This window comes from Citrobacter sp. UYEF32 (assembly GCF_040546205.1).
Taxonomy (GTDB): Bacteria; Pseudomonadota; Gammaproteobacteria; order Enterobacterales; family Enterobacteriaceae; genus Phytobacter; species Phytobacter diazotrophicus.
Map to the genome: position 1 here is coordinate 11,685 of NZ_JBEPNI010000010.1, position 15,609 is coordinate 27,293.

General features: G+C 55.5%; 12 protein-coding genes. 7 read left to right on the forward strand and 5 right to left on the reverse strand.

Features of this window, described 5'->3' with window-relative positions:
- Positions 1 to 39: 39 nt before the first annotated feature.
- The 3 genes from argE (at position 40) to ABIB59_RS23465 (ending at position 5,071) form a co-directional block, all read left to right on the forward strand.
- Complete coding sequence (argE, locus tag ABIB59_RS23455; RefSeq protein WP_317078396.1) at positions 40 to 1,191, forward strand: acetylornithine deacetylase; 1,152 nt, start codon at positions 40 to 42, stop codon at positions 1,189 to 1,191.
- 272 nt (positions 1,192 to 1,463) lie between these two features.
- Positions 1,464 to 4,115, forward strand: a complete 2,652-nt coding sequence (ppc, locus tag ABIB59_RS23460) for a phosphoenolpyruvate carboxylase (protein ID WP_039077276.1) — start codon at positions 1,464 to 1,466, stop codon at positions 4,113 to 4,115.
- A gap of 95 nt (positions 4,116 to 4,210) precedes the next feature.
- A complete protein-coding gene (locus ABIB59_RS23465; RefSeq protein ID WP_271850446.1) occupies positions 4,211 to 5,071 on the forward strand; it encodes a helix-turn-helix transcriptional regulator in 861 nt (286 codons plus the stop codon).
- On the opposite strand, the gene ABIB59_RS23470 is transcribed toward ABIB59_RS23465, so the two are convergent.
- From ABIB59_RS23470 to ABIB59_RS23490, 5 genes are all read right to left on the reverse strand, one after another.
- The gene (locus ABIB59_RS23470) at positions 5,058 to 5,414 is read right to left on the reverse strand and encodes a PTS fructose-like transporter subunit IIB (protein WP_165159429.1); all 357 of its coding nucleotides are present in this window, start codon (positions 5,412 to 5,414) and stop codon (positions 5,058 to 5,060) included. The two genes, ABIB59_RS23465 and ABIB59_RS23470, sit on opposite strands and share 14 nt — an antisense overlap.
- A gap of 1 nt (position 5,415) precedes the next feature.
- Entirely contained in the window at positions 5,416 to 6,294 is an 879-nt protein-coding gene (locus ABIB59_RS23475; protein WP_354037238.1) for a [formate-C-acetyltransferase]-activating enzyme, read from the reverse strand.
- Positions 6,260 to 8,557, reverse strand: a complete 2,298-nt coding sequence (locus tag ABIB59_RS23480) for a formate C-acetyltransferase (RefSeq protein WP_354037240.1) — start codon at positions 8,555 to 8,557, stop codon at positions 6,260 to 6,262. The genes ABIB59_RS23475 and ABIB59_RS23480 overlap by 35 nt, the downstream gene beginning before the upstream one ends.
- Before the next feature lie 93 nt (positions 8,558 to 8,650).
- On the reverse strand, positions 8,651 to 8,971 hold the full coding sequence (locus tag ABIB59_RS23485; protein ID WP_079498482.1) for a PTS fructose-like transporter subunit IIB: 321 nt from the start codon (positions 8,969 to 8,971) through the stop codon (positions 8,651 to 8,653).
- A 14-nt stretch (positions 8,972 to 8,985) separates the two neighbouring features.
- Positions 8,986 to 10,065 (reverse strand): PTS fructose transporter subunit EIIC, encoded by a 1,080-nt coding sequence (locus ABIB59_RS23490; RefSeq protein ID WP_071194811.1) that lies wholly within the window; start codon positions 10,063 to 10,065, stop codon positions 8,986 to 8,988.
- A gap of 307 nt (positions 10,066 to 10,372) precedes the next feature.
- Here ABIB59_RS23490 and ptsP point away from each other — a divergent pair, with 307 nt between their 5' ends.
- The 4 genes from ptsP (at position 10,373) to ABIB59_RS23510 (ending at position 15,589) form a co-directional block, all read left to right on the forward strand.
- On the forward strand, positions 10,373 to 12,874 hold the full coding sequence (gene ptsP, locus ABIB59_RS23495) for a phosphoenolpyruvate--protein phosphotransferase (protein ID WP_354037242.1): 2,502 nt from the start codon (positions 10,373 to 10,375) through the stop codon (positions 12,872 to 12,874).
- A gap of 11 nt (positions 12,875 to 12,885) precedes the next feature.
- The gene (fsa, locus tag ABIB59_RS23500; protein ID WP_354037244.1) at positions 12,886 to 13,548 is read left to right on the forward strand and encodes a fructose-6-phosphate aldolase; all 663 of its coding nucleotides are present in this window, start codon (positions 12,886 to 12,888) and stop codon (positions 13,546 to 13,548) included.
- A 51-nt stretch (positions 13,549 to 13,599) separates the two neighbouring features.
- Positions 13,600 to 14,703, forward strand: coding sequence for a bifunctional L-1,2-propanediol dehydrogenase/glycerol dehydrogenase (gene gldA / locus ABIB59_RS23505; RefSeq protein ID WP_079498478.1), 1,104 nt, complete (start codon positions 13,600 to 13,602; stop codon positions 14,701 to 14,703).
- 136 nt (positions 14,704 to 14,839) lie between these two features.
- On the forward strand, positions 14,840 to 15,589 hold the full coding sequence (locus tag ABIB59_RS23510) for a DeoR/GlpR family DNA-binding transcription regulator (protein ID WP_165159433.1): 750 nt from the start codon (positions 14,840 to 14,842) through the stop codon (positions 15,587 to 15,589).
- Positions 15,590 to 15,609 lie beyond the last annotated feature (20 nt).

Below are 15,609 nucleotides of genomic sequence, written 5' to 3' on the forward strand. Positions count from 1 at the left end.
ATGAATATTGATACTATCACGAACTCAGGTATGTCAACAATGAAAATGAATTTGCCACCATTTATCGAGATTTACCGCGCCCTGATTGGCACTCCGTCTATCAGCGCAACGGAAGAAGCCCTTGATCAAAGCAATGCTTCTTTAATCAATCTGCTTGCTGGATGGTTTGGCGACCTCGGGTTCAAGGTTGAAGTGCAACCCGTCCCCGGCACACGCAACAAGTTTAATCTATTAGCCAGCATCGGTGAGGGTGCAGGCGGCCTTCTGTTGACCGGCCATACCGATACCGTTCCCTTTGATGATGGTCGCTGGACGCGCGATCCGTTCACCCTGACCGAGCATGATAATAAGCTCTACGGCCTGGGTACTGCCGACATGAAAGGCTTCTTCGCCTTCATTCTTGATGCGTTGCGTGATGTTGATGTGACGAAACTGAAAAAACCGCTCTACATTCTGGCGACTGCCGATGAAGAGACCAGCATGGCAGGCGCGCGTTACTTTGCCGAAAATACACAGTTGCGACCGGATTGCGCCATCATCGGCGAGCCGACCTCACTGCAACCGGTCCGCGCGCATAAAGGCCATATCTCCAGCGCCATTCGCATACTGGGGCAATCGGGCCACTCAAGCGATCCCGCACGCGGGGTGAACGCCATTGAACTGATGCATGATGCCATCGGCCATATTCTGCAACTGCGCGACAATCTGAAAGAGCGTTTCCACTACGATGCGTTCACCGTGCCCTATCCGACACTGAACCTCGGCAGCATCCACGGCGGTGACGCCTCCAACCGTATTTGCGCCTGCTGTGAATTGCATATGGACATCCGCCCGCTTCCGGGTATGACTCTCGACGATCTGAACGGCCTGCTCAATGATGCGCTCGAACCAGTAAGCAGCCGCTGGCCAGGTCGCCTGACGGTTTCTGAACTTCATCCGCCGATCCCGGGTTACGAATGCCCGCAGGACCATCAACTAGTCGATGTGGTCGAAAAACTGTTGGGTGTAGAAACAGAAGTGGTGAACTACTGCACCGAAGCGCCGTTTATCCAGAGGCTGTGCCCGACGTTGGTGTTGGGGCCAGGATCAATCAATCAGGCTCATCAGCCCGATGAATATCTTGAGACCCGCTTTATTAAACCCACCCGTGAGTTAATTACACAGGTGGTTCATCACTTCTGCTGGCATTGATTTGTCACCACCTCACTCCGATTAACCACATTCGGAGTGAGGATAAAATAGAGTGACGTTGTTCACAATTCCATAAGCAACGCTTATTAGCCGGGAAGCGAATTAAATTTCGTAAATTCACGCCATTTATTCGTTTGCTGAACCGATTTCGCCGCAATTGACGTCGTGGGTTTTACGTGGCTTTATAAAAGGCGGTGTCTGATATCTATCCGTTTCACGTTGCAGGACGGTGGATATAACAAAATAAAATGAGATGGGGTGTCTGGGTTAACATGAACGAACAATATTCCGCTTTGCGTAGTAATGTCAGTATGCTCGGCAAGCTGCTGGGGGATACCATCAAGGATGCGTTGGGAGAGAACATTCTTGATAAGGTCGAAACAATCCGTAAGCTGTCCAAATCTTCACGTGCTGGTAATGAAGCGAGTCGTCAGGAGCTGCTCAATACGCTGCAAAACCTGTCCAATGATGAACTGTTGCCGGTTGCCCGCGCATTCAGCCAGTTTCTGAACCTTGCCAACACCGCTGAGCAATACCACAGCATTTCGCCAAAAGGCGAAGCTGCAAGCAACCCGGAAGTGATTGCTCGTACTCTGCGTAAACTGAAAGACCAACCCGATCTCAACGAAGCGACCATCAAGCAAGCCGTCGAATCGCTGTCGCTGGAGCTGGTGCTGACCGCCCACCCGACAGAGATCACCCGCCGTACGCTGATCCATAAAATGGTGGAAGTGAACAACTGCTTAAAGCAGTTAGATAATACCGATATCGCCGATTATGAGCGCCATCAACTGATGCGCCGTCTGCGCCAGCTTATTGCGCAGTCCTGGCATACCGATGAAATCCGTAAACACCGTCCCAGCCCGGTCGACGAAGCCAAATGGGGCTTTGCGGTGGTGGAAAACAGCCTGTGGGAAGGTGTGCCTAACTATCTTCGCGAGCTCAATGAACAGCTTGAAGAGAACCTGAATTACAAGTTACCGGTCGATTTCGTACCGGTACGCTTTACTTCCTGGATGGGCGGCGACCGCGACGGCAACCCGAACGTCACCGCAGACATTACCCGTCACGTCCTGTTGCTGAGCCGCTGGAAGGCGACCGACCTGTTCCTGAAAGATATTCAGTTGCTGATCTCTGAGCTCTCGATGGTCGAATGTACCGACGAGCTTCGCGAGCTGGCCGGTGCTGAAGGCGCGCAGGAACCGTATCGTTACCTGATGAAAAAACTGCGCGGCCAGTTGATGGCAACGCAGGCCTGGCTGGAAGCGCGCCTGAAAGGCCAACGACTGCCGAAACCAGAAGGTCTGCTGAGCCAGAACGAACAGCTATGGGAACCGCTATATGCCTGTTACAAATCGCTGCAGGCATGCGGCATGGGCATCATCGCTAATGGCGAACTGCTCGATACCCTGCGCCGCGTGAAATGTTTTGGCGTGCCGCTGGTGCGTATTGATGTTCGTCAGGAGAGCACCCGCCACACCGAAGCGCTGGGCGAGCTGACCCGTTACCTGGGTATCGGCGATTATGAAAGCTGGTCCGAAGCCGATAAACAGGCTTTCCTGATCCGCGAACTGAACTCCAAGCGTCCTCTGCTACCGCGTAACTGGGAGCCGAGCAATGAAACCCTTGAGGTTCTCCGGACCTGCAAAGCGATCGTTGATGCCCCGAAAGGATCGGTAGCCGCCTACGTGATCTCCATGGCGAAGACCCCATCCGACGTGCTGGGTGTTCACCTGCTGCTGAAAGAAGCCGGTATCGACTATGCCCTGCCGGTTGCACCGCTGTTTGAAACCCTTGACGACCTGAATAATGCCAACGATGTGATGACCCAGTTGCTGAACATCGACTGGTATCGCGGCTTTATTCAGGGCAAACAGATGGTCATGATTGGCTATTCCGACTCCGCAAAAGACGCGGGCGTGATGGCCGCATCCTGGGCGCAATATCAGGCACAGGATGCGCTTATCAAAACCTGCGAGAAAGCGGGCATTGAACTGACGCTGTTCCACGGCCGTGGCGGCTCGATTGGTCGTGGCGGTGCCCCGGCCCATGCGGCACTGCTGTCACAACCGCCGGGAAGCCTGAAAGGCGGCCTGCGCGTGACCGAACAGGGCGAGATGATCCGCTTCAAATACGGTCTGCCGGAAGTGACCATCAGCAGCCTGTCGCTGTACACCAGCGCCATTCTGGAAGCCAACCTGCTGCCTCCGCCGGAGCCGAAAGAGTCCTGGTGTCACATCATGGACGAGCTGTCAGATATCTCCTGCGATCTGTATCGTGGCTACGTGCGTGAAAACAAAGACTTCGTGCCGTACTTCCGCTCTGCAACGCCAGAGCAGGAACTGGGCAAACTGCCGCTCGGTTCACGCCCGGCCAAGCGCCGTCCGACCGGCGGCGTAGAATCTCTGCGCGCCATTCCGTGGATTTTCGCCTGGACGCAAAACCGCCTGATGCTCCCGGCCTGGCTGGGTGCGGGCGCGGCACTGCAAAAAGTGGTAGAAGACGGCAAACAGAGCGAGCTGGAAGCCATGTGTCGCGACTGGCCGTTCTTCTCAACCCGTCTTGGTATGCTGGAAATGGTTTTCTCCAAAGCGGATCTGTGGCTGGCGGAATACTACGACCAGCGTCTGGTGAAACCAGAACTGTGGGCACTGGGCAGCGAGCTGCGTAAACTGCTCGAAGCCGATATCAACGTGGTTCTGGCGATCGCCAACGACTCCCATTTGATGGCCGACCTGCCGTGGATTGCCGAGTCTATTCAGCTTCGTAATATTTACACCGACCCGCTGAACGTGCTGCAGGCTGAGTTGCTGCATCGTTCCCGTAAAGCGGAAGAGGAAGGTAAAGAGCCGGATCGCCGTGTAGAGCAGGCGCTGATGGTCACCATCGCAGGCGTAGCGGCAGGTATGCGTAATACCGGTTAACCCTCACAGCCTGGCGTAAAAGGTCACACATTGTGTGGCCTTTTTTTATGCCGCCAGTTAAGGTTGAGCGGTTCGCGCGCACGGAAAAGGAAACCATGAATTACGATGTCAGCCATCTGCTTACCCGCCTGATTAGCGGCCAGACACCTCTGCGGTACATCTGTTTTGCTACCGCCACAGGTCCTGCACCCGCCTCAGCGTTACAGGTGGATTTCCCGCGTCTGGAAATTGTGCTGGAAGGAACGCTGACAGATATGGGCATCAATGGAGAGACGTCATTGATGAGCGAACAGGATGTGCTTTACATCCCCGCTGGCGGCTGGAACGCTCCGCAATGGCAGAAGCCTGTCACTATGCTGAGCGTACTGTTCGGTAAGCAACAACTCGGTTTCAGCGTCACTCACTGGGATGGCGCTGAGTTACATAACCTGGCCAAACAACACGTCGCGCGCCGGGGTCCTCGTATTGGTTCATTCCTTCTGCAAACCTTGCACGAGATGCAAATGCAGCCGAAAGAACAGCAAACCGCTCGCCTTATCGTCGCCAGCCTGCTGAGCCACTGCGCCGACCTGCTGGGCAGTCAGATTCAAACGGCCTCGCGTAGCCAGGCACTTTTCGAAGCCATTCGCGACTATATCGACGAAAATTACGCTATGCCGTTAACCCGTGAGTCGGTGGCGCAGGCGTTTTATATCTCGCCGAATTACCTCTCACACCTGTTTCAGAAAACGGGAGCCATCGGCTTTAACGAATACCTGAACCATACGCGGCTGGAACATGCCAAAACGCTGCTGAAGGGTTACGATCTGAAGGTCAAAGAGGTGGCTCACACCTGTGGGTTTGTCGACAGCAACTACTTCTGCCGTCTGTTTCGGAAAAATACGGAACGTTCGCCGTCAGAGTATCGTCGGCAGTATCACAGCCAGTTGACGGAAAAGAAGACTACTCCAGAATAAGATGGGTATGCTGCGGCGCTGAAAGAAGTTTACGCACCGCGCTCATCACCCGCTGAGGTTCCCGCAAAAAAGCGCTAATGCCCGACTGGACGTAGCGGCTTTGGGTAAATCGTTCCACGCCCGCCAGTTCAATATCGGTTATCAGCAATACTGCATCGGCGCGGCTGATATCCTCTTCCGTCAGGCGATTTTCAGTCCCCAGCGCCCCCTGGGTTTCAATCTTGATGATCCACTTCTCCTGCTGGCAGAGCTTTTCCAGCCGTTCAGCAGCCATATAGGTATGCGCCACGCCGCTCACGCAAGCGGTCACTGCCACCAGATATCGTACAGGTGCGACTGCCATGTTAACCCCCTATGGTTACCTGAAATCCGGCGCATTCCGCTATTTCACACAATGCCGCCACCTCTTGCGCCGACGGGGCAGGGACATCTTTCATCAACCACTGCTGCCCCAGCAGGCGATATTTCGGTTCGCCATACTGATGAAACGGTAGCAGGTGTACCTGCTCTATGCCTAATGATGTCAACAACGTCAGCGCGCGCTGTAAGTTCTCTGTGCTGAGGGTAAAGCCCGGAATCAACGGCAGACGGGGGATCACATGGATCCCCTCACTGACTAATAGCCGCAAATTCTCCAGCACGCGCGGCAGATTCATATTGACCACCTCACGCGCCTGAACGACATCCATTATTTTGAGATCGAACAATACCTCATCGCACGCCTTTGCCAGCGGCAACAGGCGGCTGGCCGGGGCATCACCTGCGGTTTCAATGGCGCACTGAATCCCCAACCGCCTCAGACGCTGTAAAAAACGGGTGGCGAAAGGCGCCTGCATCAGCACTTCACCGCCGGAGAGCGTCACCCCGCCGCCGGAGGTACGAAAGAAAATATCATCCTTCAGCACTTCGCGTTCCAGCTCATCCAGCGTGATATCGCGGCCAATACGCTCAAACGCGCCGGAAGGACATTCGTCGGCATCGCGCAGACAGGGCGCACAGTGCAGACATTTACTCTCCCGCCGCACCGTTTCAATGCGTGGAGAAAGAGATTCAGGATTGGCGCACCACGGGCAGGTATGCGGGCAGCCTTTAAAAAAGACCACCGTGCGAATCCCCTGTCCGTCATTCAGCGAATAACGCTGAATGTTGAAGATGCGTGCAACCTCATCGCTGCGCGGCTCCACGACCTCACAGCTGATGCGCGGTGCGGCGGATGATGTCATCCTGAATCTCCTTCGACAGCTCGACAAAGAAGGCGCTGTAGCCCGCCACGCGCACCACCAGCCCGGCGAAATCCTGCGGGCGTTGCTGCGCCTCCCGCAGCGTTTCGGCATTCACCACGTTAAACTGAATGTGTTGCAGCTTGAGTTGGGTAAACGCACGCAGGAAATCCGCCAGTTTGCGTAAGCCCGCCTCCCCTTCAAGGGTCGCAGGGGTAAACTTCACGTTCAGCAAGGTGCCGTTCGACAGCAGCGTGTTATCCAGTTTACTCACCGATTTCAGTACCGCCGTCGGCCCCTGCATATCCTGGCCCAGCATCGGCGACAGACCGCCATCCGCCAGCTGTTCCCCGGCGAAACGACCGTCCGGCGTCGCCCCCACTACCGAACCCAGCGGCACATGCGCGGAGACGGTGTAAGAACCCGGCGTAAACTGCCCGCCGCGCGGGTTCTGGTATTTCTCCACCTCTTTGCAGTAATGACGCAGCAGTTCAGCGCTGATGTTATCCACATCATCGATATCGTTACCGTATTTTTCGAAGCGGTTGATCAGCCTGGCGCGAACCTTCTCGCCTTCCGGGGTGGCGAAGTTGCCTTTTAATACCGACAGCAACGCGTCAAAACTTAAGCGCTGCTGCTCAAATACTAACCCATTCAGCGCATGCAGAGAGTCGCTCAGGTTGGCGATGCCAATGCCCTGCACACCGGAGAAATTATAGCGCGCGCCGCCATCGGTAATATCACGTCCCTTGTCCAGACAGTCGCTGATAAACGAAGAGAGCAGCGGCACCGGCGCCCAGTCGCGATGGCCGATATCGCAAATATTGCTGCCCTCCACCATCAGCGTGATGTAGTGGCTGATTTTGGCGCGAATATGCGCCAGCAGTTCTTCATACGTCAGCGCGCTGTTGCCTTCGTTTTCGTAGAGGCTGATTTCCATCACTTTCAACAGGTTGAACATGGCGATGTCGTGCAGGCCGTAGGTTCTGCCGGGAATCGACAGCTCCACGCAGCCCACCACCGCGTAATCACGCGCATCTTCCAGCGAAACGCCACGGTTCAGAAACGCAGGCACCACCACTTCATCATTAAAGATCTGCGGGATACCGGTGCCAAGGCGAATCGTCTCCGCCGTCTTCATCAGGAAGGGCGTATCAATCAGCGCGTTGGTGCGCACGCCAAGGTTCGGCTGCGGCAACTGTACGCTCTGATAAGCATCAAGGCAGAGAAACGAAAGTACATTCACCGCGCTGCGTCCATTCTCCGTCAGCCCGCCGAGCAGCGCGGTATACCCTGTCGGGAATCCGGCGAAATAGCGTGCGCTGCTGGTGGAACGCAGCAGCACGATGTCATTGCATTTCACCCACAGCGATTCAAGGATCTCTTTTAAGAATGCCGGATCTTCGCCCTGGGTCAGCGAGGCCTGATAAAACGGCAGCATATACTGGTCAAAACGTCCCAGCGAGAGCGAGCTGGCGTTGGATTCATACTGCAAAATGATATTCATGTACCAGAACAGTTGGCACGCCTGCCAGAAGGTCTGCGGCCTGTGCTGCATGTTATGGCGGGAGTTAGCGGCAATGGTCAGCAGTTCCTGACGGCGCTGTGCATCCGGGCAACTTTCCGCCATTTTCTCCGCCAGCAGAGCGTAACGCAGAATGTGCCGTTGCGATGCTTCAAGCAGCAACAGCGCGGCCTGATAAAAATGGTTATCCGGCTGCTGTTGGCAGTGCTGGCGCATCTGCGCCGCCAGTTCGCCCAGCCCGTGGTTCAGCAGGCGCGGGTAATCAATAATGATATGCCCCTGCCCTTTATCCGTCTGGTTAACGCTAAAAATCTGGGTGCTGACGGCGGCCTTCACCTCATCGGTCATCTGCCCGTTGATGAAATCTTTCATCGACCGTTTTTCCCAGTACGGGAACAGCACGTCGCGATAGAGGCGTTTATCCTCTTCACTGATATCAAAGCGATCCTGCGGACGCGTCGGGAACTGATCCAGTTCTTTAAGCAGCCAGTAAGGGTCCATTTCCGGCGACATAATCCCCGCACGCGGCTTAACGGTACGGTTCCCGGCAATCAGCTCCTCATCACGGATCGAAATTTCAACATGCTCAAGGATATACGCGGTCGCTTTCGCCCGACGCAAAATAACCGGCTCCCCCTCCGTCTGCTGGTGGCTGGCGGTGTAGAGCAGCGCGCGCTCAAGCGAAATTTCACGGTTGTGTTGAAACAGCGCAGTTTTGAGGCGTTGAATACGGTTGGTCATGAGGAACTCCTGTGGACAAGCTTGTTGCCGGATGGCGGCGTGAACGCCTTATCCGGCCTACGGGTAGGCCGATCGCCATCCGACAAAATAACGTTAAGCGGTTTGCGCCAGATGCGAAGCAATCTTGTTCATGATGGCGTCGGCGCGTTTCACCGCATCGCTAATGTTGACGCGAACAATAGTTTTACCCGCAAAACGCTCCTCAAACTTAATGCCAATATCTTTGGTCAGGATCACCATATCGGCATCCGCCACGTCCGCTGCGGTCAGTTCGTTCTCCAGACCAATCGAACCCTGAGTCTCAACCTTTACTTCCCAGCCTTTGGCTTTAGCCGCGCTTTCCAGCGCTTCGGCTGCCATATAGGTGTGCGCAACGCCAGAAGGACATGCGGTTACTGCAACAATCTTAGTCATGGCTCATTCCTCACTTAATTCATTTCAAAATCCAAATCCAGGTCGTCTTCTTTCTCGTCAACCTGAGACACTTTCTTCCGCGCCAGACTTTTCAGCACGTTCACGCAGACCGCTGTCACCACCGCGCCAACAGCAACGGCCGCAACATAACCCAGCTTGCCTTCCACAACCGGCAGAACAATTAAGCCGCCCCAACCGGCATAACACTGTGCGCCAGACAGCGCAGCCGTTACCGCACCACAGGCAGAGCCAATCATAATGGAGGGGATCACGCGCAGCGGATCGGAGGCCGCAAAAGGAATCGCCCCTTCGGTTACCCCAACGCAGCCCATCACCAGCGCGGCTTTACCGGCTTCACGCTCTTCTGAAGAGAAATTTTTACGGCCAATCAGCGTCGCCAGCCCTAAGCCCAGCGGCGGAACGCAGATACCCACAGCGGCGATTGCCACCACGGTGTAAACCCCTTGCGACACGCAAATCAGCATGAATGCATAAGCGACTTTGTTAACGGGACCACCCATATCAAAAGCCAGCATGAGTCCTAAAATAACGGCCAGTACCACGATGCTGCCCTGCTGCATCCCTTGCAGCCATGCGGTCAGGCTGGTGGTCAGCGCGCCGACCGGCTCACCCAGCCCCCACATCATGATGCCTGCGGTAATAAAGGTGCCGATGATAGGAATAACAAAGATGGGCATCACCGAGCGCAGCACCTTATGCACGGGGATCTTTTTCAGATAGTGCACCACAATGCCGCCGATAATCCCGGCGATCAGCGCACCAAAGAATCCGGCGCCGAAGCTGTTACCTACCCATGCGCCAATCGCACAAGGCGCCAGCGCAGAGCGCTCGGCAATGGAATAGCCGATATACGCGGCAAGGAAAGGCACCATTAGCGTCAGCCCTGCGACGCCAATATCAAAAAGTTTCTTGAGATTAGGGTCCGTCGCGGCATCGGGTACAGCGCCTTTGCCATACAGCATCACGGAGACCGCCAGTAAAATACCGCCTGCCACTACAAAGGGGATCATATGCGAAACCCCGGTCATCAGGTGCTGACGGGTGTTTTTCAGGATCTGCACCAACTCTTTCATAAGTCGCTCCCGGGCCAGTGAAGGCCCATATCCATAACGTTGATGCGGGAAACAATAGGCAATCCGATAAGGTGCAGACAGTGGATAAAAAGGCCATTTACTGGATTTTTGTAATATCAGTACAAAAATGCGATCCGCCTCATAACTTAGTTAATCTCGGAATTTATATGACAGGCATTGACTTGTGAGTTATCTCTCACTTTGAGACTTACATTACATTTGTCCAGTTTTTGGCAGATTTGTCGCGTGGCACCTTCAGCGGTTGGCCTTTTATCCTGTAGCAAGTAATTGTTATGGGAGAGAGGCTATGGCCCTGGTTGTGGAATTTACCTGTGAGCTGCCCAATGGCGTCCATGCACGTCCGGCAAGCCACGTTGAGACGCTTTGTAACACCTTTACCTCACAGATTGAGTGGCATAATTTGCGCACCGACCGGAAGGGTAATGCGAAGAGCGCGCTGGCACTCATCGGCACCGACACGCTGGCAGGCGACAGTTGTCAGTTACTGATTTCTGGGGCCGACGAACAGGCGGCCCACCAGCGCCTGAGTCAGTGGTTGCGTGATGAATTTCCGCACTGTGATGCGCCGCTGGCAGAGGTTAAAAGCAGTGAACTGGACCCCCTTCCGGCCTCACTAACAAACCTGAATCCGCAGATTTTCCGCGCCCGCAGCGTATGCACTGGCAGCGCCGGGGGCGTTCTGACGCGGCTCTCCTCACTGGATCTCGACGCGCTGGGTTCCCTGCCACCCGCTAAAGATGCGGAAACAGAACAATCCGCGCTGGACAATGGTCTGACGCTATTAATCAAGAATATTGAGTTCCGCCTGCTCGACAGCGACGGTGCCACCAGCGCGATTCTGGAAGCTCACCGCTCGCTGGCGGGTGACGCTTCACTGCGTCAGCATCTGCTGGCAGGTGTTTCCCGCGGGTTAAGCTGCGCTCAGGCGATTATCGAAAGCGCCAGCCACTTCTGCGAGGAATTCGCCCGTTCCAGCAGCTGCTATTTACAGGAGCGCGCGCTGGATGTTCGTGATGTCTGCTTCCAGCTCTTACAGCAAATCTATGGCGAACAGCGCTTTCCGGCGCCGGGAAAACTCACCCAGCCCGCGGTCTGTATGGCCGATGAACTCACGCCAAGCCAGTTCCTCGAACTGGACAAAACCTTTCTCAAAGGTCTGCTGTTAAAAAGCGGCGGCACCACCTCGCACACGGTTATTCTCGCCCGTTCATTCAACATTCCAACGCTGGTTGGCGTGGAAATTGAGGCGTTGTCACCATGGCTACAGCAGACGGTTTATATCGACGGCAACGCAGGCGCCATCGTCGTTGCACCTGATGAACCCGTTGCTCGTTACTATCAGCAGGAGGCCCGCGTACAAGAAGCCCTGCGCGAGCAGCAGCGCATCTGGCTGACTCAGGAAGCACGCACGGCTGACGGTATTCGCATGGAAGTTGCCGCCAATATCGCCCACTCTGTGGAAGCGCAGGCGGCCTTTGGCAACGGCGCGGAAGCCATTGGCCTGTTCCGAACCGAAATGCTGTATATGGACCGTGCCTGCGCGCCGGATGAGAACGAGCTGTACAACATTTTTTGCCAGGCGCTGGAATCCGCTCAGGGACGCAGCATTATCGTGCGCACCATGGATATCGGCGGCGATAAACCCGTTGATTATCTGAATATTCCTGCCGAAGCCAACCCGTTCCTTGGTTATCGTGCTGTCCGTATTTATGAAGAGTACGCCACGCTGTTTACGACACAACTGCGCTCGATTCTCCGCGCATCCGCGCACGGCAAGCTGAAAATTATGATCCCGATGATCTCCTCAATGGAAGAGATCCTGTGGGTCAAAGAGAAGCTGGCGGAGGCCAAACAGCAGCTACGTAATGAACACATTCCGTTTGATGAAAAGATCCCGCTCGGCATCATGCTGGAAGTGCCATCAGTCATGTTTATTATCGATCAGTGCTGCGAAGAGATTGATTTCTTTAGTATTGGCAGTAACGATCTGACGCAGTATCTGCTGGCGGTTGATCGCGACAACGCCAAAGTCACTCGTCATTACAACAGCCTGAACCCTGCTTTCCTGCGCGCGCTGGATTATGCGGTGCAGGCGGTACATCGTCAGGGCAAATGGATTGGCCTGTGCGGCGAACTTGGCGCGAAAGGGTCTGTGCTCCCTCTGCTGGTCGGTTTGGGACTGGACGAGATAAGCATGAGCGCGCCGTCAATTCCCGCCGCTAAAGCACGGATGGCGCAACTCGACAGCCGCGCCTGCCGCCAGTTAATGAACCAGGCAATGGCTTGCCGCACCTCGCTGGAGGTAGAGCATCTGCTGGCGCAGTTCCGCATGACCCAGCAAGACGCGCCGCTGGTTACCGCCCAATGCATCACCCTGAACAGCGACTGGCGCAGCAAAGAAGAGGTGATCAAAGGGATGACCGACAACCTGCTGCTGGCAAGCCGCTGCCGCTACCCGCGCAAGCTGGAAGCCGATCTGTGGGCGCGCGAGGCGGTCTTCTCCACCGGATTAGGTTTTAGCTTCGCTATTCCGCACAGCAAATCTGAACATATTGAGCAGTCCACCATCAGCGTGGCGCGCCTGAAGGCGCCGGTACGCTGGGGCGATGACGATGCGCAATTCATCATCATGCTGACGCTCAACAAACACGCCGCAGGCGACCAGCATATGCGTATTTTCTCACGCCTGGCCCGCCGCATTATGCACGAAGAATTCCGCAACGCGCTGGTCAACGCCGCTTCTGCCGACGCTATCGCCAGCCTGCTGCAACACGAACTTGAACTTTAAGAGGACGCATCATGGAACTGTATCTGGACACCGCCAATGTGAAAGAAGTCGAACGTCTGGCGCGCATCTTCCCCATCGCGGGCGTGACCACTAACCCAAGCATTGTTGCTGCGGGTAAAGAATCCATCTGGGATGTGTTACCACGCCTGCAAAAGGCTATCGGCCCGGAAGGTATTCTGTTCGCTCAGACCATGAGCCGCGACGCGCAGGGGATGGTGGAAGAAGCCAGACACCTGAGCAATGCCGTACCCGGCATTGTTGTCAAAATCCCGGTAACCTCCGAAGGTCTTGCAGCCATTAAGCTTCTGAAAAAAGAAGGCATTCCGACACTCGGCACTGCTGTTTACAGCGCGGCACAAGGGCTGCTTGCCGCCCTGGCTGGCGCGAAATATGTGGCACCTTACGTCAACCGTGTCGACGCTCAGGGCGGAGACGGTATTCGCACCGTGCAAGAACTGCAAAGCCTGCTGGAACAACATGCCCCGGAAAGCAAAGTGCTGGCAGCCAGCTTCAAAACCCCTCGCCAGGCGCTCGATTGCCTGCTGGCAGGTTGCGAAGCGATCACGCTTCCCCTGGATGTAGCGCAACAAATGCTCGATACCCCTGCGGTAGAGTCAGCAATAGAGAAGTTTGAGCAGGACTGGAATAACGCATTTGGCAATCTCAACCTGTAACCGGGCGTCAGGGTCACGGTACGTGGCCCGCATCGCCAATGGAGGAAATATATGGACCGCATTATTCAATCCCCAGGTAAGTATATTCAGGGTGCAGACGTTATCACCCGTCTCGGTGAGTATCTCAAACCACTGGCAGCAAGCTGGCTGGTGGTGGGAGACAAATTTGTTTTAGGTTTTGCCCAGGAGGCGTTGCAAAAAAGCCTGGCCGATGCCGGACTGGCCTGCGAAGTGGTGCCTTTCGGCGGCGAATGTTCACAAAATGAGATAGACCGTCTGCGTGCTATCGCGGAAAGCGCACATTGCGGCGCCGTGCTCGGTATTGGCGGCGGTAAAACGCTGGATACCGCGAAAGCGCTGGCGCACTTTATGGGCGTACCTGTCGCCATCGCGCCGACCATCGCCTCCACCGACGCGCCGTGCAGCGCGCTTTCCGTCATCTATACCGACGCCGGTGAATTTGACCGTTATCTCCTGCTGCCCAATAACCCGGACCGCGTCATTGTCGACACCAAAATCGTGGCTGGTGCACCGGCTCGTTTACTGGCTGCGGGTATCGGTGATGCGCTGGCAACCTGGTTCGAAGCCCGCGCCTGTTCACGCAGCGGCGCCACGACCATGGCAGGTGGTCAGTGCACTCAGGCTGCATTAGCGCTGGCGGAGCTTTGCTACAACACGCTGCTTGAAGAGGGCGAAAAAGCGATGCTGGCCGCAGAACAGCACGTGGTCACCCCGGCGCTAGAGCGCGTTATTGAAGCCAATACCTATCTGAGCGGCGTGGGTTTTGAAAGCGGCGGTCTGGCAGCGGCGCACGCGGTGCATAACGGCCTGACGGCCATTCCCGATGCGCACCACTACTACCACGGCGAGAAAGTCGCTTTTGGTACGCTGACACAACTGGTTCTGGAAAACGCGCCAGCGGAAGAAATTGAAACCGTCGCCGCGCTTACTCACGCCGTTGGGTTGCCCATTACGCTGGCACAGCTGGATATTACCGAAGACATTCCTGCAAAAATGCGCATCGTGGCAGAAGCGGCCTGTGCCGAAGGCGAAACCATCCACAACATGCCGGGTGGGGCAACAGCAGATCAGGTGTACGCTGCGCTCCTGGTCGCCGACCAGTACGGTCAGCGCTTCCTTCAAGAGTGGGAATAACCCATTCACACTCCCGGCAGTGTCCGGGAGTGTTTCTTTATGTTCCTTTCTAGTGATATTGTCACTGCAGTTTATGTGCTTTATAGTGCGTTTTTCCTCTTAGCGAACCCGCACCATGCAATCATCAGACAGAAGAATGCGCATCTATGCCATTCTGCAGCAGGACAAAAAGGTCGTGGTCAATGACCTGGCGGAGAAGTTTGGCGTCACCAAAATGACTATTCGCCGCGACCTCTCCTTCTTCGAAAAGCAGGGCATTGTGAAAACCAGCTACGGCGGCGCGTATCTGACAAGCGGTGCCAGCGTGGAACCCAGTTTTCAGCTCAAATCCGTACAGATGGTTGATGATAAGCACCTGATTGGACAAAAAGCGGCTGAACGGGTGGAAGATGGTGACACGATCATTATCGACTGCGGCACCACGGCGCTGGCGTTTGCTCAATGTCTCTTTGATAAAAAAATCATGGTGATCACCAACTCCGTGCCGGTGGTTAACCTGCTCAAGGGCCGCAGCAACATCAAATTGATTGTCGCACCCGGCGAGTATGAAGATGACACCCAGGGAATGGTCTCTTTTAGCACGGCTGAGTTCTTCACTACGCTGCATGCCGACAAAGTGTTTCTGAGCACTCAGGGCATCAACGAACAAGGGGAACTGACGGTCCCCAAAATCACTGATGCTCATGTGAAGCGTGCGCTGGCGCGTGCCGGACGGCAAAAATTCCTGCTGGCCGATAAAAGCAAGTTCGGCCAGACCTTCCTTGCCGGGCATGGCCAACTGGGCGATTTTGATGTCGTCATCAGCCAAAGCGGCATTTCTGCCGACGTCCTGACCCTTCTTAACGGCCACTGTGCTGAGCTCATCCTGGCCGATAGCGTCGAATAACCCTCCGCGCCCTTCACGGG

What these genes read in the sequence shown, in the direction of transcription:
- argE (WP_317078396.1), top strand. Translation starts at nt 40, where the DNA reads ATGAAAATGAATTTGCCACCATTTATCGAGATTTACCGCGCCCTGATT.
- ABIB59_RS23510 (WP_165159433.1), top strand. Translation starts at nt 14,840, where the DNA reads ATGCGCATCTATGCCATTCTGCAGCAGGACAAAAAGGTCGTGGTCAAT.
- ABIB59_RS23485 (WP_079498482.1), bottom strand. Translation starts at nt 8,971, where the DNA reads ATGACTAAGATTGTTGCAGTAACCGCATGTCCTTCTGGCGTTGCGCAC.
- gldA (WP_079498478.1), top strand. Translation starts at nt 13,600, where the DNA reads ATGGACCGCATTATTCAATCCCCAGGTAAGTATATTCAGGGTGCAGAC.
- ABIB59_RS23480 (WP_354037240.1), bottom strand. Translation starts at nt 8,557, where the DNA reads ATGACCAACCGTATTCAACGCCTCAAAACTGCGCTGTTTCAACACAAC.
- ABIB59_RS23470 (WP_165159429.1), bottom strand. Translation starts at nt 5,414, where the DNA reads ATGGCAGTCGCACCTGTACGATATCTGGTGGCAGTGACCGCTTGCGTG.
- ABIB59_RS23465 (WP_271850446.1), top strand. Translation starts at nt 4,211, where the DNA reads ATGAATTACGATGTCAGCCATCTGCTTACCCGCCTGATTAGCGGCCAG.
- fsa (WP_354037244.1), top strand. Translation starts at nt 12,886, where the DNA reads ATGGAACTGTATCTGGACACCGCCAATGTGAAAGAAGTCGAACGTCTG.
- ptsP (WP_354037242.1), top strand. Translation starts at nt 10,373, where the DNA reads ATGGCCCTGGTTGTGGAATTTACCTGTGAGCTGCCCAATGGCGTCCAT.
- ABIB59_RS23475 (WP_354037238.1), bottom strand. Translation starts at nt 6,294, where the DNA reads ATGACATCATCCGCCGCACCGCGCATCAGCTGTGAGGTCGTGGAGCCG.
- ppc (WP_039077276.1), top strand. Translation starts at nt 1,464, where the DNA reads ATGAACGAACAATATTCCGCTTTGCGTAGTAATGTCAGTATGCTCGGC.
- ABIB59_RS23490 (WP_071194811.1), bottom strand. Translation starts at nt 10,065, where the DNA reads ATGAAAGAGTTGGTGCAGATCCTGAAAAACACCCGTCAGCACCTGATG.